Source organism: Caballeronia sp. LZ033, assembly GCF_031451265.1.
Classification (GTDB): Bacteria; Pseudomonadota; Gammaproteobacteria; order Burkholderiales; family Burkholderiaceae; genus Caballeronia.
Genome location: NZ_JARUXQ010000001.1, coordinates 179895 through 203629, shown reverse-complemented (window position 1 = coordinate 203629; position 23735 = coordinate 179895). Strand labels below are relative to the sequence as shown.

Below are 23735 nucleotides of genomic sequence, written 5' to 3'. Positions count from 1 at the left end.
ATCGTGCGCGAAGCGAGGCATCACTTCGCCTTGACCCGGCGCACGTGTTCCTCGAGTTCGGCGAACGACGGACGTTCGGTCGAGAACAGCACCTTGCGGCCGAACTCCACCGCGATCGCGGGCGCGTAGCCGTTCAGGCTCGCGAGGATCGTGACCTTGATGCACTGGAACATCTTGGTCTGCTCGGCCACGCGCTGCTCGGCCACGTTGGCGAGCGGCCCGATGAAACCATAGGAAAGGAGAATGCCGAGGAAGGTGCCGACCAGCGCCTGCGCGATCATCTCGCCGAGAATGGCGGGCGGCTGGTCCGCGGAGGCCATGGTGTGCACCACGCCCATGACGGCCGCGACGATGCCGAACGCCGGCATCGCGTCGCCGACCTTGGTCAGCGCGTGCGCGGGGGCTTCGCCCTCGACGTGATGCGTTTCGATTTCCTCGTCCATGAGGCTTTCGATTTCGAACGCATTCATGTTGCCGCTGACCATGAGACGCAGGTAATCGGTCAGGAATTCGACGATGTGGTGATCCGCGAGAATCTGCGGGTACTGGCTGAAGACCGGGCTCTTGGAGGGATCCTCGATGTCGCCCTCGAGCGCCAGCGTGCCTTCCTTGCGGGCCTTCGCGAGCAGCACGTAGAGCAGGCCCATCAGCTCCATGTACATGCCCTTGTTGTACTTCGCGCCCTTGAAGAGCGTCGGGAGGACCTGGATGGTCGCCTTGATGGTCTTGACGTTGTTGCCGAGGATGAACGCGCCGACGCCCGCGCCCACGATCATCAGAATCTCGACGGGCTGCATGAGCGCGCCGAGGTGTCCGCCTTCGATGGCATAGCCGCCGAACACGGACAGCAATGTGACGAGCGCTCCAACAAAAATCAGCACAGTCGAGTCCTCACGTTTTTGATGCGGTAAGACCGCCGTTAGGTGGTTTACGGCACTCGACTGGAAAACTTTGATGGCATGTCCGCGCCGCCGGCAAACGTTGCAATCCGCGCCGCAGAACGGGCCCGGGCGGGTGCGGCGTCAGGCCGCAAGGCTCCGCGCCGGCTCCGCCGCCGCGGCCGCTGCCAGCGTCTTGCGCGTCTTGCCGGCGCGCGACGGCGGCTGGCATAGGCCGCACACGTAGCCCGCGCGCAGTTCGTATGCATGCGCGACGAAACGTCCGCCGCAGCGGGTGCACGCGTTGGTCTGGAGCATGCCGGATTCGAAATAGCGCACCAGGGTCCAGGCGCGCGTGAGCGACAACACGGGTTCGTCGCCGTAGAGGGCGGCGTGTTCGAGGTAGAGCCGGTAACTTTTCACGATCGCCTGGATCGTGCTCTGCGTGCCGTCGGCGCCGCCGTGTTCATGGATGAAACGATAGATGCCGTGGAACAGCGACGAATGGATGTTCGGCTGCCAGGTCATGAACCAGTCGGTCGAGAACGGCAGCATGCCCTTCGGCGGCGAAGCGCCCTTCAGTTCCTTGTAGAGCTTGATGAGCCGGTCACGCGACAGGGTCGTCTCCGCTTCGAGCAATTGCAGGCGCGCGCCCAGCTCGATCAGTTCGATCGCGAGCGTGATCTCGCGGACTTCCGCCACTACGCTTCTGGTTGCCATCGGCCGTCCGCTTCGTGCGTCAGCCGATCTGCGCGACAGGACTGTCGGCCAGCAGGATCGCCGCATGCGCCTGCGTGAGCGCCGCGCTCTTGTCCTTGTCGGCCAGCGACGAGAGGATGGTGTGGTCGTCGAAGCGGAAACGGCACAGCAGATGGCTCGACGACGCCACTTTCACGGCCTGCGCGAGCGTCAGCGAGGACAGCACCTGCGCCACCTGCTCGGACAGGCCGAGCCGGTACATCGCCGAGACGCGGTCTTCCTGCAGAAGCCGCTGGGCGAGAAGCACATACGACAGATTCACCTCGCGGATTTCCACGAGCGTACTCGTAGCGCTGTTCGTCATTTTTTCCCCGAATCGTTACGTGGCTGGTCAGGCCGGCGGGGGAACGTTTGCTCGGTTCGCTGCAGACGCGACGAAACCGGCCCCGCACGTGTTCTCTTGTGCCAGACGATTGTCGCCGATGCTCGAAGGCGCGGCTGTCGGAGAACGTGTCCGAAGCATCGCAGGATTTCAAGGAGGTTGTGTGTAGGAATTTTTCCTACACGGCGCGGAAACGGGTCGCAACGCACCTGTGGATGCAAGAACCGGATATCGGCAGCGATTCGTCTGACTTAATGGAGGTTCAACAAGTTTAAGCGCCGCGGGCGCGTGCCAGCGGCGTCCGAACGTGCGGTTCGGCGCCCGGGAACGCTGCATGCTTAATACTGCCGCGCGGTCATTTTTCCAGATGTGTGATTCGTCTACATTGCTGACAACACTGCAATTTCTGACTTCGTAACAGCGATTGTTTCGCGCTGTAACAACGATAAGCGATTGAAAAATGACGTGAAATGCCGCTCTCGATCCCGATAATGAGCAGTAAGGGATAACCCGGTCGAGATGTAATCTTCATCTCCGGGCCGATCTCGGGCGGCGTCTTACCTGCGCGGCCCGCCCGAAATGGCATGTGTTGAGCGCTCGACCGGAGCGTGACTGCGATGCCTTAAATGACGCCTTCACCGGCATGGGACCCGAGCCTGACGCGAAAGCGCCTGCTCTGCCCGAAACAGGAGAGTCACGTTATGCGAATCGCACAAATTGCACCGTTGCACGAAGCAGTTCCCCCGAAGTTCTACGGCGGCACTGAGCGGGTAGTGTCGTACCTGACCGACGCACTCGTCGATCTGGGCCACGACGTCACCTTGTTCGCCAGCGGCGATTCGCAAACCAAGGCGACCCTGGAAGCCGCATGGCCGCGCGCCCTGCGTCTGGATCCGACAATCCGCGACGCTCTCGCGCCGCACATGCTGCTGCTCGAAACCGTCCGCCGCCGCGCGCACGAGTTCGACGTGCTGCATTTCCACCTTGATTACATGCCGTTCCCGCTGTTCACGCAGCTGGACACGCCGTTCGTGACGACGCTGCACGGCCGTCTCGACCTGCCAGAACTGCAGCCGATCTTCAACACGTTCACGAAGGCGAACGTGATTTCAATCTCCGACAACCAGCGCGGACCGTTGCCGCAGGCCAACTGGCTGAACACGGTGTATCACGGTCTGCCGAATGAACTGCTGACGCCGCAAACGAGCAAGAAGCCGGAATACCTGGCGTTCCTCGGCCGTATTTGCCCGGAAAAGCGTGCTGATCTGGCCATCAAGATCGCGGCGCAAAGCGGCCTGCCGCTGAAGATCGCCGCCAAGGTGGACAAGGTCGACCAGGAGTATTTCAAGACCACGATCGAGCCGCTGCTGTCGCATGCGGACGTCGAGTTCATCGGTGAGATCAACGAAGCGCAGAAGCCGGATTTCCTGTCGGGCGCCAAGGCCCTGCTGTTTCCGATCGACTGGAACGAGCCGTTTGGCCTGGTGATGATCGAATCGATGGCTTGCGGCACGCCGGTGATCGCGTTCAATCGCGGTTCGGTGCCCGAGGTGATCGACCATGGCGTGACCGGCTTCATCTGCGAGGACGTGCAAGGTGCCGTGGGCGCGTTGCAGCGTCTGGACGAACTCTCGCGCACCGAGATTCGCGCGCAGTTCGAACGCCGCTTCAGCGCGCAGACGATGGCGCAGAATTACGTCGACAGCTACACCGCCATGCTTCAGGCCGCGAAGCGTCCGGTGCTGCGCCAGGTTGCCGTCGGCTAAGCAGCCTTCCCACGCATGCGGTCTTCGATGACCGCAACGAGAACCGCCCTTCGGGGCGGTTTTTTTTCGTCTCAGGCTTGCGAAGGGGGCCGTAACCGAACAATCCTAAAATTCTTCCAGACGTGGTGAATTCGCCGATTTATCAAACAAATTTGACAATTTGCAAAATAAAGCGCGCTTAAACTGCGCTCGATGCGCTCATTCAGTGCTCTTTTCGAAACAGCGGCAATTCACATTTCACAAAGGCGGAAACATGAATTTATCGAAACGTCTTGGGGCCGAAATCTTCGGTACGTTCTGGCTGATCCTGGGCGGCTGTGGAAGCGCCGTGCTTGCCGCTGCCTTCCCCGAGCTCGGGATCGGGTTCGCGGGGGTTGCGCTGGCATTTGGCCTCACCGTGCTGACCATGGCGTATGCCATCGGTCACGTGTCGGGCTGCCATCTGAATCCGGCCGTGAGCATCGGCCTGGCCACCGCGGGGCGCTTCCCCGTGCGCGATCTCGTGCCGTATATCGTTGCCCAGGTGATCGGCGCGACGTTGGGGGCGTGGGTGCTCTACCTGATCGCCATCGGCAGCCCGAGTTTCGATTTCTCGCTGAGCGGCTTCGCCGCCAATGGCTTTGGCGAGCACTCGCCGGGACATTTCACGATGATCGCCGCGCTGATCTGCGAAATCGCCATGACCTTCTTCTTTGTCTTCGTGATCCTCGGCGCCACCGACGACCGGGCGCCCAAAGGCTTCGCGCCGCTTGCCATCGGCCTGTGCCTGACACTCATTCACCTGATCTCGATCCCGGTGACCAATACGTCGGTCAATCCCGCGCGTTCGACCAGCCAGGCGTTCTTCGTCGGCGGCTGGGCGCTGGATCAGCTGTGGCTGTTCTGGATTGCGCCCATCGTCGGCGCGATCATCGCTGGGCTGGTCTATCCCTCGCTTACGCGTCAGGCATTCCGCCAGGAGCCTTCCGAGGTCCGCAGCAACCCGAAAACGGTGGGTTTTCCGCTCGCGGAGACTGCTCGCGAAGCCGATTAAGGCTGAGCGACACGCTCTTCGAAGACCCGAACGATTAAACCGGCGCGACAAATGTAATGCCGAATTACGAAGCATGCTTATGATTTGCCGCGGCGTTAAATATCTGCTGCAGACCACATCCGTGTGAGGCCCATCTGACGGGCCTCACACGCCTACTCTCCGAATCGGAGCGTTTCATTTTCTCCTTACTTCGTCCTTGCAACCGGTAACAAGTCGTCGAAGCGTGTAAGACGCTGCGCCCGTACATTGGACTCATGCGACATACACGTCGCCTTCAAGGAGAAACACAATGAAGCGCATCGTCACTCACATGCTCGTCGCCGCCGGTCTTGCCATGGGTGCAGTCGGCGCCGCTCAGGCTCACAGCGATCTGCACATCGGCGTGTCGCTCGGCGCGCCTGCCTATGTGGCCCCGGCTCCCGTCTATGTCCGCCCGGTTGCGCCGGCGTACCGCGCGCCGTACTACCGTCATGAAGCACCGCGCTGGCACGACGGCCGTGATCAAGGTCACTGGAATCGCACCGGCTGGGATCATCGCGGCTATGGCAACAACTGGGGACATCGCGGCTAAGCACGCGGATGCCCCACTCGCGGGAGACCACTCAAGCGCGACGGGCGGCTGGACCACACCAGCCGCCCGTCTTGCATTTCGCCGGGTCCGGCGCTCAGTCCTGCGGGTAACCCGGCGAGGCCAGCTCGTCATGAACCCCGAACAGCTTGCGCAACTGGTGCGCAACCCCCGCCTCGAAATTGTTGCCGATGCGCGGCACATCGGGCAGCCGCTTGATAAGGTCCGGATTGGCGTTGTTCATCATGAACGGATGCCCTGCGGTTTCGAGCAGATCGATGTCGTTCATGTTGTCGCCGAAAGCAACGCACTGCGACGGATCGACGTCGAGCCGCTCCAGCACGAAACGCAGCGCGCGGCCTTTCGAGACGTCGGAGGTCATGACTTCTAGACAATCCGGCAGCGAATAGGTGACATACAGCGAGTCGCCAAACTCGCGCTCCAGATTCGCCGCGACTTCCTTGAGATCCGCCGGCTCGCCGATGTACAGCACCTTCGCGATGTTCTCGCCGTCGTGCTCGCGCAGATCCATCACTTCATACTTAAATCCCGAATCCTGGTGAAAGACCAGCAGTTCGGGCGCATGGCGGTCGATCAGCCAGGCGTCGTCGGCGAACAGGTTCACGATGACGCGCCCATGCGTGCCCGTGAGATCCGGCTGCACGAGGCGCCGTACGGCGGCCGGGTCGAGATCGCGCGAGTAGATGCGCTGATCGCCCGGCGCATGCACGCGCGCGCCGTTCGACGTAATCAGATACGCGTCGACGCCGAGCACGTCGCGAATGCCGGCGACGTCGCGATAATGCCGTCCCGTCGCAATGACGATGGGCACGCCGCGCGCGGCCAGCGTGCGCACGGTTTCGGCGGTGAAGGGATCGAGCTGGTGGTCGCTGTTCAGAAGCGTGCCGTCGAGATCGGTTGCGATGGCCGAGTACATGCCTGCCTTTGTCGTGGGCTCAGGCGCCGGGTGCGCTGCGTACACTGCATACCTGGTTGCGCGCGCCCTGTGCGGAGCGATGAGCGGAGGGAACCTGCCGCGAAGTGCGCCATTTTATCGCGCAGTGCCGGCTGCTTCTCCGGACTCGGACGCCGCCCGGCGCGCCAGTTCAAGCGCGCCCGCAGCCGAATCCGCACGCGGCGCGCGCATCCGCTCGCGCAGATCGAGCGAAACAAACGGTTCGTATGGAACGGCGAGCCCGCCGCACAAGGCAATCGGCAAGGCGCCGTGCGGGTCGAGCGCGGCCACGAGCGCTTCGATTTCCTGGCCGGCCTGCGCGAGCAACCGTCCGGCAGCGGGATGATCGCGAAACGCAAAGACGCTGGGTGCGAGCGTGGCGTAGGCGGTCTGGTTCGCGTTGCACAGCCACACGACGAGACTGTCGCGATCCGTCGCGCCGGTTCGGGCGAGCAATTCACGAGACCAGCCGTCTTCTGCGGCACGGCCGTCGAGCACGCGCTGCAGATGAACCACTGCGCGCAGCCCGAGCCAGGCACCGCTGGCCTCGTCGCCGCTCGGAAAACCGTAGCCGCCGGCTATGCGACACACTCCTTCCTGATCCAGCGAAGCCGCGATGCTGCCCGTGCCCAGTGCGACGATCACGCCAGGTTCGCCGCCATGTGCGCCGACCACGGTGGTGTAGGCGTCGCTCTCGACACGCAACACGCGCACTTCGGGCGCGGCCGCAAGAAAGGCCGTGAGCCAGTCGGCGTTGTTCACGCCGGCGAGGCCGCAGCCCAGTGCGCAGGCACGCCAGTCGAACGGCAGCGCCGCGTTGGTGAACGCGCTACGGCATGCGTCCTCGATGGATTTCCACGCCCGCTCGACGCCGAGCCCGAGACCCGACGGGCCGCCGCTGGCGCGTGCGAGCTCAACGCCATGCGCGTCCGCGAGGATCACGCGTGTACCGCTGCCGCCGCCATCAATGCCGAGCAGGAATGCGTCCGTTGCCGTGGAGGAAGTCAAAGTCGAAATGGATTTCATGGACACCAGCTTACCGGCCGCGGCGGCCTGCGCCAATTAGCCGAATGGACGAGGTGGCGGGACGAGAACGTTCCGCTATGCTGACGCGACCTTGATGACCACCGGGAACCGCACATGGCAGACACCCAACCCGCCCGCTGCGCGTGGGCAACCACCGACGCGATGATCGACTACCACGACCATGAATGGGGCGTGCCGTCGCGCGACGACCAGCATCTGTTCGAGATGCTGGTACTCGAGGGCGCGCAGGCGGGATTGTCCTGGTCGACCATCCTCAACAAGCGCGACGGATACCGCGCCTTGTTCGCGAATTTCGACATCGGGCGCGTGGCACGCTTCACGGATGAGGACATCGAGCGGCTCGTGCAGGACGCGCGCATCGTGCGCAATCGCGCGAAGGTGACGTCAGCGGTGCTCAACGCGCGCGCGGTCCTGCAGATCCAGAAAGAGCACGGGTCGTTCGCGGAGTTCGTCTGGTCGTTTGTCGACGGCGTCACCATCGATACCCCGCGCGACGCGAAGCATCCCACGCCCGCCTCGACACCCGAGTCGGATGCCCTGAGCCGCGCCCTCAAGCAGTACGGCTGCAAGTTCGTCGGCACGACCATCTGCTATGCCTTCATGCAAGCGACCGGCATGGTCAACGATCACGCGGCCGAATGCATCGCGCGGACCTTTGCCAGAACCAGACGCAAGAGCGCGTCGCCAAGGTCGAAGTGAAGTCAACACGCGCGGCAACTTTTAGCTGTTTTGGCCACATTTTCGAGGGCGATTGTTCTTTGCTAGGGAAAGTCCTGATGGAAGCGTGTTTTTTTGCAGTGAAGCACGCGCGAAACCCCGAACAGCAAGGCATTTGACCGGGTTTTCCGCACTGCACGAACGTACGGTACGTGTAAAAATGGCGTCCTCGCGTGCGCTGGCGCACCTTTTTACCGGGCCGAACCGTTATAAAGACGGTGTACGGATCGTTCATCGAGTGTAGAAATCCGACGCGAGCACACAGGGCGACAGTGAGACCGAACGCCCAGGCCGGGAAAAGCGCCGTGTTCGAAGCAGTGACCGGAGGGCATCAGCGTTTTTTTATGTTGCTGGACATCGCAACAACGCCGCCGTTCCGGAGCAGCAGGTGCAGGTTCTCGAATTCAAACGCATGGCCGCTGCGCAGGGGCGCAGGGGAGAAGATCATGAAAAGCTTGAACTTCCTGACCCATCAGGAGATTTTCAACAGCGCCGTACAGCATCTGTTCATGCAGGGACAAGCCGCATTGCTCCCGCATGGCGGCGGCGCCTATCGCGGTTACTGCGGCGGCTGCCCTGTCGGCCGGTTCATCAGGCCGCGCGACTACATCACGGCGATGGAAGGCGTGCCCATCCGCTACATCGCAAAACCGCCCGAGCATGTGCCGGCCTATATGGATGTCGGTGTCGCGGCGCTCAAGCGCGCGCTGCTACGTGCGCGCATCAACGTGTTCGATCCCAATACCGTCGAATTGCTCTCTTGCCTGCAGAACGTGCACGACGTCTTCGGCAAGTGGGAATGGCGCGAGCGTCTTTCGTCGATCGCACGTCAGTTCGGGCTTTCGGCCGAACTTCTGAAAACGGCTGCCTGAGCACAGTAGGTGTAGTGATGTTGAGCCCGATGAAGATGTTGAGCCCGAAGGACATTTACGACCGCGTCAGCACGCATTTGCTGACCCAGCGCGCGGTGTCCGAAGATGACAATGGATCCTGCCGCCTGCGCAGTCCGGAAGGCCGCAAGTGCGCGATTGGTTCGCTCGTGCGTGACGATCTGTACGAGGCGGCGCTGGAAGGTGTCGGCATTTCCTACTACCGGCATGCGCAGGATGGCGAGCTGATGCGCGCGCTCTACGCGTCGAATGTGAACGCCTACGATCCCAACATCATTGATTTGCTGATCGAACTCGAACAGGTTCACGACGACGCCGACGTGGAAGAGTGGCCGCATCTGCTGGCGGCGCTCGGCAGGCGGCACGCGTTCGTCTGACGCCGGTTTCTCTCACGTACAAGCAACAAGGCGGTGCGCCCTCACGGGTCGCACCGCCTTTTTGCCATGCAAGCCGAGGAATTGCGGCTCCCCGACTTGCACGCGATGCTTAGTGCATCTTCTTCGGCAGCATCTGGCTGCGCAGGCGCTTGCGCAGACGCGCGACGGCAGCTGCCTTCTTGCGCTTGCGCGCGGTGGTCGGCTTTTCGTACGACTGGCGCTCGCGCAGTTCGGCGATGGTGCCGTTGCGCTCGATGGTGCGGCGGAAACGCCGAATCGCGACATCGAACGGCTCGTTTTCTTTGAGGACGATAGTGGTCATGTAAATCCTGGTTTGCTAAACGTATTTCTAAGCGCGCGACGACAAAATCGCCGCGCCCCGGCACTCCGATCGTCCACCGGACGCGGCGCTGGATCACACCAGACAGCCCGCCGCGACGGACACGAGCAAAGCGGCCACGGAGGCCGGAACAGAGAGAGTTGGGATTCAGCCGCCGAAGCGGCATGCGCATTCGAAAGAACGACGTGAACGCGCGTTTCGGAGCCGTTCGCCGCCGGAGTGTGACGTTGTCGATGTTGACGGTGTCATTCGGCTGCGAAGGCAGGAAATCGGGCACATTTCTCGATTCGGGCGCGATGTTACCAGAACAGCGCGCCGCTGCCAACTCTTCACACCGCCCAACTCCTTGATGTGACAGATTATTTCTGCCACGCACTGGCTTCGTCGAGGAGTTCGACATCCTCGCCCGACAGCGCAAGGCGCGTCGCGGCCGCGAGGCTTTCCAGTTGTGCCACGGACGTGGCGCTCGCGATCGGCGCCGTGATACTTGGCCGCGCGATGAGCCACGCGAGCGCGATCGTCGCGGGTGTCGTGTCGTTGCGCTTCGCGACTTCGTCGAGTGCATCAAGGATTTTCAGGCCGCGTGCATCCAGATATTTCTCGACGCGCGAGCCGCGCGCCTTGTTCTGCGTATCCGCCTTCGAGCGGTACTTGCCCGACAGAAAGCCGCTTGCGAGCGCGTAGTAAGGCACGACTGCCACGTCATTTTTCTGCACGACCGGCTCGAGTCCGGTCTCATAGCCTTCGCGATCGTACAAGTTGTATTCCGGCTGAAGGATCTGATAGGCGGGCAGGCCCGAATCCTTCGCGACCTTCAAGGCTTCCTCCAGGCGCTCGCCCGTATAGTTCGACGCGCCGATCACCCTCACCTTCCCCGCCTGGATCAGCTTCTGATAGGCGTTGAGCGTCTCGTCGAGCGGGGTGGCCTCGTCATCGTGATGCGAGAAATAGACATCGATGTAATCGGTCTTCAGGCGTCGGAGCGAATCGTCGACGGCCGCGGCGATGTTCGCCGCCGTCAGCCCCGGGCGCGTGCTGAGCTTGCCCACCTTCGTCGCGAGCACGATCTTGTGGCGCTTGCCGCTCTCCTTGAACCACTTGCCGATGATCGTCTCGGATTCACCGCCCTGATGACCTTCGACCCAGGCGGAATAAACGTCGGCGGTATCGATGAAATTGAGACCGTGGTCGACAAATGCATCGAGGATGGAAAACGACGTGCGTTCATCGGCGGTCCAGCCAAATACATTGCCGCCAAAAACTAAAGGCGCAACTTTCAATTCCGATATACCGACATTACGTGTCTGCATGAATGCTCCGAATCCGCGTGGAAGAGGGACTAAAAAGCATACGCGTGATTCGGAAGGCTTGCTGGGCGGGCCTTCGAAGGCTTTCGACACTATTCGTTACACAAATCGGTTAGCCCGGCCTTAAGTTTTTTTCGAGTGGCCCGATAACCTCAAGTAGGCGGCCGGCTATCACCGAGCGCAGGACCGCCAGGCAACAACTCGGTGCCATTAGCCAAAGCCAGATTAGTCTCCCAGGAGAGAACAAATGATCGGTATCAATAGCAATATCAACTCGCTGGTTGCTCAGCAGAACCTCAACAGCACGCAAAGCGCGCTGTCTTCGGCGATCACCCGCCTCTCGTCGGGCAAGCGCATCAACAGCGCGGCCGACGATGCAGCAGGCCAGGCCATCGCCTCGCGCATGACCTCGCAGATCAACGGTTTGAACCAAGGTGTGTCGAACGCCAACGACGGCGTCTCGATGACCCAGACGGCTGCTTCGGGCCTGTCGCAGATCTCGGACAACCTGCAACGTATTCGCCAGCTGGCCGTGCAGGCTTCGAGCGGCTCGCTCTCGTCGAGCGACCAGGCTTCGCTGCAAAAGGAAGTGACGCAGCGTATCGCTGAAGTGAACCGTATTGCTTCGCAAACGACCTACAACGGCACGAACGTGCTCGACGGCTCGGCTGGCACCGTGTCGTTCCAGGTTGGCGCGAACGTCGGCCAGACCATCGGTATCGATCTGAGCAACGGCGTGTCGGCTGCTCAACTCGGTGGCGGTCTGCCGCAGAAGGGCGCGACGATCGGCACGCTGTCGGGCCTGAGCCTGACGAGCGCGGGTGCTGCAACGACGGGTACGGCCAAGGCCGACATCACGTCGATCAACGTGCTGGCTGACGGCAAGGGCGGCTTCACGTTCACCGACCAGAACAACCAGGCGCTGTCGAGCGCGGCAACGACCGCCCTGTTCTCGGGTACGACCACCGGCACGGGCACGGCGCTCTCGCTGACGGCAAAGGGTGCGCTGGTTGGCGCCTCGACGACCCAAACGGCTGCAATCAAGGCCGCCTCGGCTGCGAACGTGCAAACGACGACGACGACGTATGCCGCCGCCGACACGAAGCTCGGCGCAACGATCGACCTCGATGCGAACGGTCTGCTTCCGGATCTGTCGGGCGCGGGCACGGGTGCAGCCACGGACATCACCGGCATCAATGTCTATGCCGATGGCAACGGCGGCTACAAGTTCAAGACGGTCGCCAACGGCACGGAAAGCGGCTCGTACCTGTCCACGGCCGACGCAAGCAAGCTCTTCACGCAAACGCCCAATGCCGGCGGTGTCGCAACCCTGACGGGCACGGCGCTGACGACGACCACCGGCGGCGCGGACCAAACGGACATCACGGCCGTTCAGAACGACGCAGCTAACGTCGCCACCGCCACCACGACCTCGCCGACGACCAAGCTCGGCAGCGTGTCGATCTCGCTCAAGGCCGATGGCACGGTCGCTGGCTCGGCAGACACGCCGGCCTACAGCAGCGTCAACATCTATGGCGACGGCGCTGGCGGCTTCACCTTCAAGGGTGTGGATGCAAACGGCGCGGAAACCGACATCAGCGCGTCGGTGACCGGTCTGTTCGACACGACCGGCGGCACGCTGACCGGCAAGGGCGCGCTTGCGGACAACGCAAACGCCACGGGCGCCGCTGACGGCATCGCTCAAGCCAATGCGCAGAACGTTCCCCCGAAGGTCTCCGACATCGACCTGACGAAGGCCAACGGCGCGAACCTGGCGATCGAATCGATCGACAACGCCCTCGACAGCGTCAACTCGATTCAAGCTGACCTCGGCGCCGCACAGAACCGTTTCTCGTCGATCGCTTCGACGCAGACGGCTCAGTCGACCAACCTGTCGTCGGCACAGTCGCAGATCACCGACGCGAACTTCGCGCAGGAAACCGCGAACCTGTCGAAGGCTCAAGTGCTGCAACAAGCTGGTATCTCGGTGCTGGCTCAAGCGAACTCGATGCCCCAGCAAGTTCTGAAGCTCCTCGGCTAAGCATCACGGCCGACGCTGTAACCGGCGCGCATCAGCCAGTACAATGCGCGCCGGAAGCAACAAAGCAGCAAAGCAGCAAAGCAGTCAGCGCAAAGGGAGCTCGTCTCCCTGTGCGCGTTTTCGGAAGATGACGACTTCCGCCTCATTCCAAACGATCGCGAAGTAATACGAGCGGAGCACACATGACCACCGTAGCCACGACATCGGGTTCCACTGTCGATCCGACCAGCGCCGTACAACAGGCCGCACAGTCGATCATCAGCGGTTCCACCAACTCGACGATGGACGTGAACTCGCTCGTCACCGCGATCGTCAACGCGAAGGTCGCAGGCCAGACCGACGCGCTCAACAACAAGAAGACCGCCGACAATACGCAGCTCACCGCGATCGGCACGCTCAAGTCCGTGCTGTCGCTGCTGCAAAGCTCGATCACGAATCTCGCCAACGGCAAGACGCTCGGCTCGTTCACCGCCACCGCCGACGGCAAGGGCCTCACCGGCAGCGCCGACACCACGGCCGTCGCCGGCAGCTATGCGGTCAACGTACAGAACATCGCTTCGGCGCAATCGCTCACGTCCGGCACGTTCTCGACCACCGACGCGCTCGGCACCGGCTCGATCACGCTGAAGGTCGGCAACAACAGCAGCACCATCAAGCTCGACAGCAGCAACAACACGCTGTCGGGCATCGTGTCGGCGATCAACTCGGCGTCCGACAATCCCGGCGTCACCGCGACCATCGTCAACGGCTCGGACGGCGCGCACCTCGTGCTGCGCTCCACGTCGACGGGTCTCGGCAATCAGATCGGCGTCGATGTCACCGCGGACAGCAGCACCTCCGCCATCAACAAGCTTCAGGTCAGCTCGTCCACCACGACCACCGATCCGGACCCGACCGACCCGACCAAGACCATCACCGTTCCCGAACACACCACCATCAGCAGCACCAACGGCTGGACGCAATCCAGCGCGGGGGTGGACTCGCACCTGACGGTGGCCGGCACGCCGGTCACGAGTTCGAGCAACACGATCAAGGAAGCGGTGACGGGCGTCACGATGAACATCACCGCGGACTCCGTCGGCACGACGCAGACGCTCACGATCGGCCAGGACGTCACCGGCCAGAAGACCGCCATCGATGCCTTCGTCACCGCCTACAACAACTTCATCAGCACGGCGTCGTCGCTGACGTCGTTCGATTCGACCGCCAGCTCGCAAGGCGCGCTGCTCGGCGACTCGATGATGAACACCATCAAGAATACGATCTCCAGCACGATCAGCAAGGGCATCGGCGTCGGCACGGGCAAGGTGAACCTGGCGTCGATCGGCATCACGCTGCAGCCGGACGGCACGCTTTCGACCGACGAAGACGCGCTCACCAACGCGCTCACCAACAGCAGCGGCACGGTCGCCTCGCTCTTCAACACGACCGACGGCGTGGCCGCGCAGTTGAACACGAGCCTGACGGCGTTCCTGCAGACCGGCGGCATCATCGACACGCGCACGACCGCGCTCAACGACGACCTGACCAGCATCGCCGATCAGCAGACGCAGCTCACCGCGTACACCGCGCAGCTGACCACCTCGTACAACGACCAGTTCACGGCGCTCAACTCGTTGATGTCGTCGATGGCCACGCAGTCGAGCTATCTGACCGCCCTCTTCGGCGGCACCAACAGCGCCGGCGCGCTGGCCACCAACAAGAGCTAAGGACCGGACATGAACCAGCACGAACTGATTCAGGAAGCCTGGTCGCTGACCGAGGCCATCGAAACGGCAGTGGGCAACGAAGACTGGGCGCGCGCCGCCGAGCTGACCGAAGCGCGCGCACCGCTCGTCATGGCGCTGCGGGCCGAGCAGCCGGCGGAGTCGCTCGCGGTCATCCGCAAGATCCAGGCGAGCATCGATGCCGTTGCATCGCGCGCGCAGATGGCGCAGACGGCGCTCGCCGCGAACTATCGCCGTTCGATGGACGGCGCCAAGGCCGCAAGCCGCTATCAACAAGCCGCGCGCTTCTAAAGTTTTCAGCTGCCGCGCCGATAACACAAGAACAACAAGAACAACGCGCCGATGTCGGGCGCGCTGCTTCGCTCTTGATGCCCGCCTCGCGCGGGCATTCTTATTTGTGGCGGGGCTTGAGCTGTCGGGCTTTATCGACCCAGCGTCAGCGCCAGATACGCCGCATACAGCACGCCGTTCCCGAGCAGCGCCCACAGCACCACGCCATTCGGCTTCGCATTGAGGCGCAGCCACGCCGCCGCCGCCAGCGTGATCAACACGCCGGTCAGCACTTCGACACGCGGTTCCCACGGCGTCAGCATGATGCCGATCGCGGGCAGCAAGGTGCCCTGGAACACCATCGCGCCCGTGATGTTGCCGAACGCGAGCGTGTCCTTCCCTCTGCGCGCCCACAGGATGCTGTTCACCTTCTCGGGCAATTCGGTGGCGATCGGAATGATGATCAGCGACAGCAGCAGCGCGGAGATTCCAAGCGCCTGCGACACCCCTTCGACGCCGTGAATGAAGCCCTTCGCGCCGCCCACCAGCAACACGATGCCGACCAGGAACTGCAGCATGATGCTGCCCATGGACGTCTTCAATCCCAGGCGCGAAGCGAACAGCGCCTCAGGCGCTTCGGTGCCGTGTCCGCTTTCGACCAGGTTCGCCGAGGCCCTGAACGTCGAGATGACATACAAGACGTATAGCCCGACGAGGCCCGCCGCGAACATCGCCCGCACGGGCCATGCGTGATGCGGGACGAACATCGCCGCGCACGCGATCAAAAACGCAAACAGGAAGAAGTTGAGATCCCGCGTGAAGCCGCTGCGCTCCGGCACGATCCGTCCTTGCAAGCCGCGCGACTTGAGCACCGCAATCGTCATCAGGCAGGTGGAGAGCGTTGCGAGCATCAGCGGCGCACCGAGAATCGCGCCGACGCCGATTTCCTCGTTGACCGCGCGACTGGGCGTGCCGCCGAGCAAGGCGATGATCGGCACCGTGGTTTCGGGCAGCGCGGTGCCGACGGCAGCGAACAGCGAGCCGGTCACGCCTTCGGAAATGCCGAGCCGCTCGCCGAGATGTTCGAGCGCGTTGGTGAAGAGTTCGGACGCGATCAGGATGATCGCGAGCATCAGTGCGAGTTCGATGAAGAGCATCGTCATGCGGCACCTCGCATGAAGCAATGCGACGAACGCGGCGGAAGCGCCGAAAGACGCGTGAGAAGGAGACGTTGTAGTTGTAGGGACACGATCTTTCCACGGCCGGACGCTGAGCGAACCACGATGCACCACGCGCCGTCCGGCCAGGAACGACGCAGTGCATCGATGGTCTCGCCAAACCGGTCCGGTCGAACGCGCCACGGCAGCAGGGCCGAGGATGTTGACGCGTTCTCCTTCGCGCACGAAGGAAGGCTACTCCCCAAAGACGGCGCAAGTGTAGCCCGATGCCTCCGGTTTCGGCAAGCCGCGCCTTCTCGCCTGGCTCATGGCAGGAATATGCGTATGCGGATCGAATCGTTGTCGATGCAACGAGCATTCGCTATGCTGGCCGCGCCGGCCGCGCCGGCCGCGCCGGCCGCGCCGGCCGCGCCGGGCGCGCTGCTTGCTGCGCCTGCCGACCGTCATCGGACCTGATCCGCCAACAAGAACGAAACGCCGTGTGACCATCGGGTCACGGGAGATCTCATGCGCCTGACACTCGTCGCCGCCGCTGCCGCGGCCATCCTGCTCGCCGCGCCGGGCATCGCGCTGTCCAAGCCGCTCACCATCTGCACCGAAGCGAGCCCGGACGGCTTCGACGTCGTGCAGTTCAATTCGCTCGTGACCACCAACGCTTCCGCCGATGTCATCTTCAACACGCTCGTCGCCTACGACGAAGCCGCGAAGAAGGTCGCGCCCGCGCTCGCCGAGAAGTGGGACGTAAGCAGCGACGGCCTCACCTACACCTTCCATCTGCGTCCGAACGTGCAGTTCCAGACGACCGAATGGTTCAAGCCGACGCGGGCGCTCGACGCCGACGACGTCGTGTTCACCTTCTCGCGCATGCTCGACGACAGCAATCCGTGGCACAAGATCGCGGGCGCAAGCGGTTTTCCGCATGCGCAGTCGATGGGCCTCGTGAAGCTCATCAAGGCCGTGACGAAGGTCGATGACCACACCGTGAAATTCGAACTCAACGAGCCCAACGCCACCTTCGTGCCGATCCTCACGATGGGTTTCGCCTCCATCTATTCGGCCGAATACGCTGACAAGCTGCTGAAGGCGAACCAGCAGACCGACCTGAACAGCAAGCCGGTGGGCACCGGTCCGTTCGCGCTGAAGAGCTATACGAAGGACTCGGTGATCCGTTACGACGTGAACCCGGCCTACTGGGGACCGAAGCCGAAGATCGACCGGCTGATCTACGCGATCACGCCGGACGCGGCCGTGCGCGCGCAGAAGATCAAGGCGGGTGAATGCCAGATCGCGCTTTCGCCGAAGCCGCAGGACGTCACCGACGCAAAGAAGGACCACGCGCTGAAAGTGAGCGAAACGCCGGCCTTCATGACCGCGTTCGTTGCGCTCAATACGGAGAAGAAGCCGCTCGACAATCCCAAGGTGCGGCAGGCGATCAACATGGCGTTCGATCGCACGACCTACATGAAGACCGTGTTCGACAACACCGGCACGGCCGCGGTGAATCCGTATCCGCCGAACACGTGGAGCTACGACAAGAACATCGCGGCCTACAAATACTCGCCCGATGCCGCGAAGAAGCTGCTCGCCGAAGCGGGCTTTCCGAACGGCTTCGACACGACCATCTGGGTGCGTCCGAACGGCAGCGTGCTGAACCCGAATCCGAAGGTCGGCGCCGAGTTGCTGCAGGCCGACCTGGCGAAGATCGGCGTGAAGGCGCAGGTGAAAGTGATCGAGTGGGGTGAGCTGATCCGCTCGGCGAAGCTCGGCCAGCACGACATGCTCTTCATGGGCTGGGCGGGCGACAACGGCGACCCCGACAACTATCTGTCGCCGCTGTTCAGTTGCAACGCGGTGAAGTCCGGCATCAACTTCGCGCGCTACTGCGACCCGCAACTCGACAAGCTCATCGCCGACGGCAAGGCGACGCCGGATGTCGCCAAACGCACGCAGTCGTACGATGGCGCGCAGAAGATCATTCACGATCAGGCGCTGTGGATTCCGCTCGTCTATCCGACTGCCGCCGCACTCACGCGCGCCAACGTCAGCGGCTTCAACGTGAGCCCGTTCGGGCGGCTGAACCTGGGTGGCGTGTCGGTGCAGTAAATGCCGGTCAGGCCGGCGCGAAGCGGATCACACCGTCATCGCCGGTCTGGCGCCTGAGCGTTCCATCGAGCCAGAGCACATGCAGGTGCGCAAGCGCCTCGCCGAGCGCGAACGTCATCTGATGGATGTCGAGCTTGCGCTTGAACATTAACGGCACGATATCGGCGGCGCTGCACGGCTTCTCCATGCACGCCTCGCGCACTTCCGCCAGACGCGCGCGATGATGGTCGCGCAGTTGCGCGATGCGCGTCCGCACGCCCCGAAACGGCTTGCCGTGTGACGGCAGCGCGAGCGTCTCCGCGGGCATCGGCTCGTAGCGGCCAAGCGATTCCAGAAACAGCGCCAGCGGATTGCTTTCCGGTTCCAGCGCGAACACGGAGACGTTCGTCGAGATGCGCGGCAACACCATGTCGCCTGAAATCAGCAGCTTGTCCGCCGCGCAGAACAGCGCGCTATGCTCCGGCGAATGGCCGAAGCCCGCGACCACCGTCCAGTCGCGCCCGCCGATGCGGATGACATCGTTGTCGCGAATGCGGCGGTATTCATGCGGAATGGAAGGGACCAGGGTCGGATAGTAGCTGTCGCGCTTGCGCAGCGCGTCGAGCGAGGCTTCGTCGGTCAGGCCGTGCGCCGCGAAATGCGCCGCCGCGCGCTCGCCGCCCGCATTCGAGCCGTCGCCCGCGGCCATCACGCGGCCCATCGCATACTCGCCGAGCGAAATCCACAAGCGCACGTTCCAGCGCTGCCTGTCGCCGCCCTTGCAGATCCAGTCGGCGAGGCCAAGATGGTCCGGATGACAGTGCGTGACGATCACACGCAGCACCGGTAGGCCATCGAGCACGGTATCGAACACCCGTTCCCAGTTCGCGCGAATGGTCTCGTTCGAAATCCCGCAATCGACCACGGTCCAGCCCTGCTCGCCGTCGATCTCGTCACGCAGCAGCCAGAGGTTGATGTGATCGAGTGCGAACGGCAACGCCATGCGCAGCCAGAACACACCCGGCGCGACTTCCTTGACGCCGCCGGCCTCCGGCAATTCGTCCGCAAAAACATAGTCGAGCTGGCTTTCGAGTGCGTTCATTCGGTCCTTGCCTCCGGGTTTGCGCCGCGTTGCAATCTGGCGAAGTTGACGATAACGTAAACGTCCATTCTAACGTTGCGTGCGCTTTTGCGCTGCCGGCCGCGATGACTCAACCGACGCACTACACCATCACCGACCTGGCGCGCGAGTTCGACGTCACGCCGCGCGCCATTCGTTTCTACGAAGATCAGGGCTTGCTCGCGCCGCAGCGCGCGGGGTCGAACGGCTTGCGGCGCGTGTATTCGCCGCGCGACCGCACGCGTCTGAAGCTCACGTTGCGCGGCAAGCGCCTCGGCTTCACGCTATCGGAAATCCGCACGCTGCTCGATCTGTACGACTCGCCCACCGGCACGAACACGCAGCTGCAGGCTTTCGTCGATACCATCGCGGCGCACCGGGAAGTGCTCGAACGTCAGCTGGAAGACCTGAACACGACGCTGGCCGAACTCGCCGCCTACGAGGAACAGGGCCGCGCGCTGCTCACGGCGGGCACGGAAAAGCGTCCGCGCAAGCCCAGGGCGGCATGAACTGATTGCATCGGAGGCGCACGCCGGCATGAATCACTTCCCCAAGCTGCTCTCGTCGCAAATCGGCTTCGACGTCGCGCAGACGATGCTCGAAGGATTCGATCGCCATTACCGCGTGTTCCGCGACGCCGCCATCCGCGCCAAGCCGCTGTTCGAGCGCGGCGACTGGCCGGCCTTGCAGCAGTTGGCGCGCGATCGCATCGCGTCCTACGACGAGCGCGTGGCGGAATGCGTGATGCGGCTCGAGGACGAATATGACGCCGAGAACATCGATGACGACGTCTGGCAGCAGATCAAGCTGCACTACATCGGCCTGTTGACGACACACCGTCAACCCGAGTGCGCCGAGACCTTCTTCAACTCGGTGTGCTGCAAGATCCTGCATCGCTCGTACTTCAACAACGACTTCATCTTCGTGCGGCCCGCAATCTCGACGGAATACATCGAGAACGACGAGCCCGCCGCGAAGCCCACGTATCGCGCGTATTACCCGGAGAAGGACGGGCTTGCCGGGACGCTCGAACGCATCGTCACGAACTTCCAGCTGGAGACGCCGTTCGAGGACCTGACGCGCGACGTGCAGTGCATCCTGGCGGCGCTGCGCGACGCATTCGGCACGCTCACGCCCGCGCCCAACTTCCAGATTCATGTGCTGTCGTCGCTGTTCTTCCGCAACAAGGCGGCGTATATCGTGGGCCGCATCATCAACGGCGATGCGCTGCTGCCGTTCACCATCGCGATCCGTCATGCGCACCCCGGGCAGCTCGCGCTCGATACCGTGCTGCTGTCGCCCGAGCAGGTGCTGATCATCTTCAGCTTCTCGCACTCGTATTTTCTGGTTGACATGGAAGTGCCGTCCGCGTTCGTGCAGTTCCTGAGCACCATCATGCCGCGCAAGCCGAAGGCCGAGATCTACACGTCGGTCGGCTTGCAGAAGCAGGGCAAGAACGATTTCTATCGCGACCTGCTGCACCATCTGTCGCATTCGAGCGACCGCTTCATCGTCGCGCCCGGCATCAAGGGCCTCGTGATGATCGTCTTCACGCTGCCCTCGTTTCCGTATGTGTTCAAGCTCATCAAGGACGCGTTCCCGCCGCCGAAGGAAACCACGCGCGAAAAGATCCAGGACCGCTATCAGCTCGTGAAACGGCACGACCGCCTCGGCCGCATGGCCGACACGCTCGAATATTCGAGCGTCGCGCTGCCGCTCGCGCGCCTCGACGACGCGCTGATCCGCGAACTGGAGCGCGACGCGCCGTCGATGATCGAATATGAAGGGAACAACCTGGTGATCCGCCATGTATATATCGAGCGCCGCATGGTGCCGCTCAACCTGTTCCTGCAGAACGGCAGCGACGAAGCGATCGAGCACGGCATCAAGGAATACGGCGACGCGATCAAGCAGCTGATCCAGGCGAACATCTTCCCCGGCGACATGCTGTACAAGAACTTCGGCGTGACGCGTCATGGCCGCGTGGTGTTCTACGACTACGATGAAATCGAGTACCTGACTGACTGCAACGTCCGCCGCGTGCCGCCGCCGCGCCACGAGGAAGACGAGCTGTCCGGCGAACCGTGGTATACCGTCGGGCCGCACGACATCTTTCCCGAGACGTACGGCACGTTTCTGCTCGGCGATCCGCGCGTGCGCGCAGCGTTCATGCGCCATCACGCGGATTTCTTCGATCCCGCGCTCTGGCAGCGTCACAAGGAGCAGTTGCTGCGTGGCGAACTCGCCGACTTTTTTCCCTATGACCGGGATGTCCGATTCTGCGTCCGCTATCCGGAACGGTTCGGCGCATCCGGTCGAACGGATGCGCCCGGCGCCTGAAGGCCGCGCATCCCTGCATCGACTATCGAACATGAACTCCAATCACGACCACGACGACGCTTCCAATCCCCTCGCCCATCTGTTCTCGAATAACCAGAGCTGGGTCGAGCGCAAGCTGGCGGAAGACGCCGAGTTCTTCCAGCGCCTCGCGCATCAGCAGGCGCCCGAGTATCTGTGGATCGGCTGCTCGGACTCGCGCGTGCCGGCCAATCAGATCATCGGCTTGCCGCCGGGCGAGGTGTTCGTGCACCGGAACATCGCGAACGTGGTGGTGCACTCGGATCTCAATGCCTTGTCGGTGATCCAGTTCGCCGTCGATGTGCTGAAGGTGAAGCACATCATGGTCGTCGGTCACTACGGCTGCTCGGGCGTGGGCGCGGCGCTGGTGGGCCGGCGCGTGGGCCTTGCCGACAACTGGCTGCGTCATGTCGAGGACGTGCGCGAGAAGCACGCCGCGCTGCTCGACGAATGGCCGATGGGCGAGGCGCGGCATCGCCGGCTGGTGGAGTTGAACACGATCGAGCAGGCCATCAACGTGTGCCGCACGACCATCGTCGGCGATGCATGGGCGCGCGGCCAGACGCTCACCGTGCATGGCTGGACCTACGGCGTGCACGATGGCCGGCTGCGCAACATGGGCATGATGATCAGCGCGCCGGCCGAGGTCGATCCGGTGTATCAGTCGTGCATCGCCGCGATGAGCCGCAGCGGCGCGCATTCCGCGGAGAACGACGTCCTCGCGTCCGATGCGGCGCAGGCCGCGCGTCTGGGCGACGTTCCCTCCGTCATTCAAGGCGTCATCAAGGAGCTCAAACATGAGTGAGACACGCAGGGATCCGGTAGTCATCGTGGCAGCGGCGCGTACGCCGATGGCCGCGTTTCAGGGCGAATTCGCGTCGCTGACGGCGGCGCAGCTGGGCGCGGCGGCGATCGCCGCGGCGCGCGAGCGTGCCGGCATCGCGCCCGAGCAGATCCAGGAAGCGATCATGGGCTGCGTGCTGCCGGCCGGACAGGGGCAGGCGCCCGCACGTCAGGCGGCGCTCGGCGCCGGCCTGCCGCTCGCCACCGGCTGCACGACCATCAACAAGATGTGCGGCTCGGGCATGCGCGCCGCGATGTTCGCGCACGACATGCTGCTGGCGGGCTCGGCCGAGGTGATCGTCGCGGGCGGGATGGAGAGCATGACCAACGCGCCGTATCTGCTGCCGAAGGCGCGCGGCGGCATGCGCATGGGACACGGCCAGGTGCTGGACCACATGTTCCTCGACGGACTCGAGGACGCGTATGAGAAAGGCCGTCTGATGGGCACGTTCGCGGAGCAGTGTGCGTCATCGTATGCGTTCTCGCGCGAATCGCAGGATGCGTTCGCGATCGAATCGCTCAACCGCGCGCGGCGGGCGAACGAAGACGGTTCGTTCGGCTGGGAGATCGCGCCGGTGACGGTGCAGGGCAGGAAAGGCGACGTCGTGATCCAGCGCGACGAGCAGCCGTTCAAGGCGAACGTGGAGAAGATCCCGTCGCTCAAGCCGGCGTTCGCGAAGGACGGCACGGTGACGGCGGCCAATTCGTCGTCGATCTCCGATGGCGCGGCCGCGCTCGTGATGATGCGTGAATCGACGGCGGAGCGGCTGGGGGTGTCGCCGCTCGCGCGGGTCGTCGGGCACAGCACGTTCGCACAACAGCCGGCGCTGTTTACGACGGCGCCCGTTGGGGCGATTCGCGCGCTGTTCGAGAAGAACGGCTGGCGCGCGGGGGACGTGGATCTGTACGAGATCAACGAAGCCTTCGCCGTGGTGACGATGGCCGCGATGCGCGAGCACGATCTGCCGCACGACAAGGTGAATGTGAATGGCGGTGCGTGTGCGCTGGGGCATCCGATCGGTGCGTCCGGGGCGCGGATTCTGGTAACGCTGCTCGGCGCGTTGAAGGCGCGCGGGTTGAAGCGCGGGGTGGCGAGTCTGTGTATCGGCGGCGGGGAAGCGACGGCGATGGGCTTGGAGATGGTTTGAGTGTCGCGG

General features: G+C 63.3%; 23 protein-coding genes and 1 riboswitch. Of the genes, 14 read left to right on the top strand and 9 right to left on the bottom strand.

Annotation, left to right across the window (positions count from 1 at the left end; translation table 11 throughout):
• Nucleotides 1-20 precede the first annotated feature (20 nt).
• The 3 genes from motA to flhD form a co-directional block, all read right to left on the bottom strand.
• Nucleotides 21-881 (bottom strand): flagellar motor stator protein MotA, encoded by an 861-nt coding sequence (motA, locus tag QCE62_RS00995; protein WP_309913300.1) that lies wholly within the window; start codon nt 879-881, stop codon nt 21-23.
• Between the two features lie 141 nt (nt 882-1022).
• A complete protein-coding gene (gene flhC / locus QCE62_RS00990) occupies nt 1023-1598 on the bottom strand; it encodes a flagellar transcriptional regulator FlhC (protein ID WP_309913296.1) in 576 nt (191 codons plus the stop codon).
• A gap of 19 nt (nt 1599-1617) precedes the next feature.
• Nucleotides 1618-1941: a flagellar transcriptional regulator FlhD gene (gene flhD / locus QCE62_RS00985; RefSeq protein WP_309807015.1), complete on the bottom strand. Its 324-nt coding sequence runs from the start codon at nt 1939-1941 to the stop codon at nt 1618-1620.
• A gap of 719 nt (nt 1942-2660) precedes the next feature.
• Here flhD and QCE62_RS00980 point away from each other — a divergent pair.
• From QCE62_RS00980 to QCE62_RS00970, 3 genes are all read left to right on the top strand, one after another.
• On the top strand, nt 2661-3725 hold the full coding sequence (locus QCE62_RS00980) for a glycosyltransferase family 4 protein (RefSeq protein ID WP_309913293.1): 1065 nt from the start codon (nt 2661-2663) through the stop codon (nt 3723-3725).
• A 253-nt stretch (nt 3726-3978) separates the two neighbouring features.
• Complete coding sequence (gene aqpZ / locus QCE62_RS00975; protein WP_309913291.1) at nt 3979-4758, top strand: aquaporin Z; 780 nt, start codon at nt 3979-3981, stop codon at nt 4756-4758.
• 289 nt (nt 4759-5047) lie between these two features.
• Nucleotides 5048-5329, top strand: coding sequence for a hypothetical protein (locus QCE62_RS00970; RefSeq protein WP_309913288.1), 282 nt, complete (start codon nt 5048-5050; stop codon nt 5327-5329).
• Between the two features lie 94 nt (nt 5330-5423).
• Here the strand turns inward: QCE62_RS00970 and QCE62_RS00965 are convergent, their stop codons facing one another.
• Together QCE62_RS00965 and QCE62_RS00960 are read right to left on the bottom strand one after the other, a co-directional pair.
• Nucleotides 5424-6263, bottom strand: coding sequence for a Cof-type HAD-IIB family hydrolase (locus QCE62_RS00965; protein ID WP_309913286.1), 840 nt, complete (start codon nt 6261-6263; stop codon nt 5424-5426).
• A 114-nt stretch (nt 6264-6377) separates the two neighbouring features.
• On the bottom strand, nt 6378-7307 hold the full coding sequence (locus QCE62_RS00960) for a BadF/BadG/BcrA/BcrD ATPase family protein (RefSeq protein ID WP_309913284.1): 930 nt from the start codon (nt 7305-7307) through the stop codon (nt 6378-6380).
• A gap of 114 nt (nt 7308-7421) precedes the next feature.
• Here QCE62_RS00960 and QCE62_RS00955 point away from each other — a divergent pair, with 114 nt between their 5' ends.
• From QCE62_RS00955 to QCE62_RS00945, 3 genes are all read left to right on the top strand, one after another.
• On the top strand, nt 7422-8027 hold the full coding sequence (locus QCE62_RS00955; protein WP_309913282.1) for a DNA-3-methyladenine glycosylase I: 606 nt from the start codon (nt 7422-7424) through the stop codon (nt 8025-8027).
• A 464-nt stretch (nt 8028-8491) separates the two neighbouring features.
• Nucleotides 8492-8917, top strand: a complete 426-nt coding sequence (locus tag QCE62_RS00950) for a hypothetical protein (protein ID WP_309919520.1) — start codon at nt 8492-8494, stop codon at nt 8915-8917.
• 29 nt (nt 8918-8946) lie between these two features.
• Nucleotides 8947-9312: a hypothetical protein gene (locus QCE62_RS00945; protein ID WP_309913280.1), complete on the top strand. Its 366-nt coding sequence runs from the start codon at nt 8947-8949 to the stop codon at nt 9310-9312.
• Nucleotides 9313-9421: 109 nt separating this feature from the next.
• On the opposite strand, the gene rpsU is transcribed toward QCE62_RS00945, so the two are convergent.
• Together rpsU and QCE62_RS00935 are read right to left on the bottom strand one after the other, a co-directional pair.
• Nucleotides 9422-9634, bottom strand: coding sequence for a 30S ribosomal protein S21 (gene rpsU / locus QCE62_RS00940; RefSeq protein WP_309807007.1), 213 nt, complete (start codon nt 9632-9634; stop codon nt 9422-9424).
• A 377-nt stretch (nt 9635-10011) separates the two neighbouring features.
• Nucleotides 10012-10962, bottom strand: coding sequence for an aldo/keto reductase (locus tag QCE62_RS00935; RefSeq protein WP_309913278.1), 951 nt, complete (start codon nt 10960-10962; stop codon nt 10012-10014).
• Between the two features lie 244 nt (nt 10963-11206).
• Between QCE62_RS00935 and QCE62_RS00930 the strand changes: the two genes are divergently transcribed.
• The 3 genes from QCE62_RS00930 to QCE62_RS00920 all read left to right on the top strand — a co-directional run bounded on the left by QCE62_RS00930 (nt 11207) and on the right by QCE62_RS00920 (nt 15018).
• The gene (locus tag QCE62_RS00930; RefSeq protein WP_309913275.1) at nt 11207-13000 is read left to right on the top strand and encodes a flagellin; all 1794 of its coding nucleotides are present in this window, start codon (nt 11207-11209) and stop codon (nt 12998-13000) included.
• 182 nt (nt 13001-13182) lie between these two features.
• Complete coding sequence (fliD, locus tag QCE62_RS00925) at nt 13183-14709, top strand: flagellar filament capping protein FliD (RefSeq protein ID WP_309913272.1); 1527 nt, start codon at nt 13183-13185, stop codon at nt 14707-14709.
• Between the two features lie 9 nt (nt 14710-14718).
• A complete protein-coding gene (locus QCE62_RS00920; protein ID WP_309913269.1) occupies nt 14719-15018 on the top strand; it encodes a flagellar protein FliT in 300 nt (99 codons plus the stop codon).
• 131 nt (nt 15019-15149) lie between these two features.
• Here the strand turns inward: QCE62_RS00920 and QCE62_RS00915 are convergent, their stop codons facing one another.
• Nucleotides 15150-16160 (bottom strand): sodium:calcium antiporter, encoded by a 1011-nt coding sequence (locus QCE62_RS00915; protein WP_309913266.1) that lies wholly within the window; start codon nt 16158-16160, stop codon nt 15150-15152.
• A gap of 97 nt (nt 16161-16257) precedes the next feature.
• Nucleotides 16258-16435: riboswitch (yybP-ykoY riboswitch) on the bottom strand.
• A 247-nt stretch (nt 16436-16682) separates the two neighbouring features.
• Here QCE62_RS00915 and QCE62_RS00910 point away from each other — a divergent pair.
• On the top strand, nt 16683-18278 hold the full coding sequence (locus QCE62_RS00910) for an ABC transporter substrate-binding protein (RefSeq protein WP_309913263.1): 1596 nt from the start codon (nt 16683-16685) through the stop codon (nt 18276-18278).
• Nucleotides 18279-18285: 7 nt separating this feature from the next.
• On the opposite strand, the gene QCE62_RS00905 is transcribed toward QCE62_RS00910, so the two are convergent.
• Nucleotides 18286-19359 (bottom strand): MBL fold metallo-hydrolase, encoded by a 1074-nt coding sequence (locus QCE62_RS00905; RefSeq protein ID WP_309913259.1) that lies wholly within the window; start codon nt 19357-19359, stop codon nt 18286-18288.
• Nucleotides 19360-19463: 104 nt separating this feature from the next.
• On the opposite strand from QCE62_RS00905, the gene QCE62_RS00900 reads away from it, so the two are divergent.
• Genes QCE62_RS00900 through QCE62_RS00885 form a run of 4 tightly spaced genes read left to right on the top strand, consistent with a single transcriptional unit; the run spans nt 19464 to nt 23726 of the window.
• Nucleotides 19464-19886, top strand: coding sequence for a MerR family DNA-binding transcriptional regulator (locus tag QCE62_RS00900; RefSeq protein ID WP_309913256.1), 423 nt, complete (start codon nt 19464-19466; stop codon nt 19884-19886).
• Nucleotides 19887-19914: 28 nt separating this feature from the next.
• Nucleotides 19915-21717, top strand: a complete 1803-nt coding sequence (aceK, locus tag QCE62_RS00895) for a bifunctional isocitrate dehydrogenase kinase/phosphatase (protein WP_309913252.1) — start codon at nt 19915-19917, stop codon at nt 21715-21717.
• 31 nt (nt 21718-21748) lie between these two features.
• A complete protein-coding gene (gene can / locus QCE62_RS00890; protein WP_309913249.1) occupies nt 21749-22540 on the top strand; it encodes a carbonate dehydratase in 792 nt (263 codons plus the stop codon).
• Nucleotides 22533-23726, top strand: coding sequence for an acetyl-CoA C-acetyltransferase (locus QCE62_RS00885; RefSeq protein ID WP_309913247.1), 1194 nt, complete (start codon nt 22533-22535; stop codon nt 23724-23726). The genes can and QCE62_RS00885 overlap by 8 nt, the downstream gene beginning before the upstream one ends.
• Nucleotides 23727-23735 lie beyond the last annotated feature (9 nt).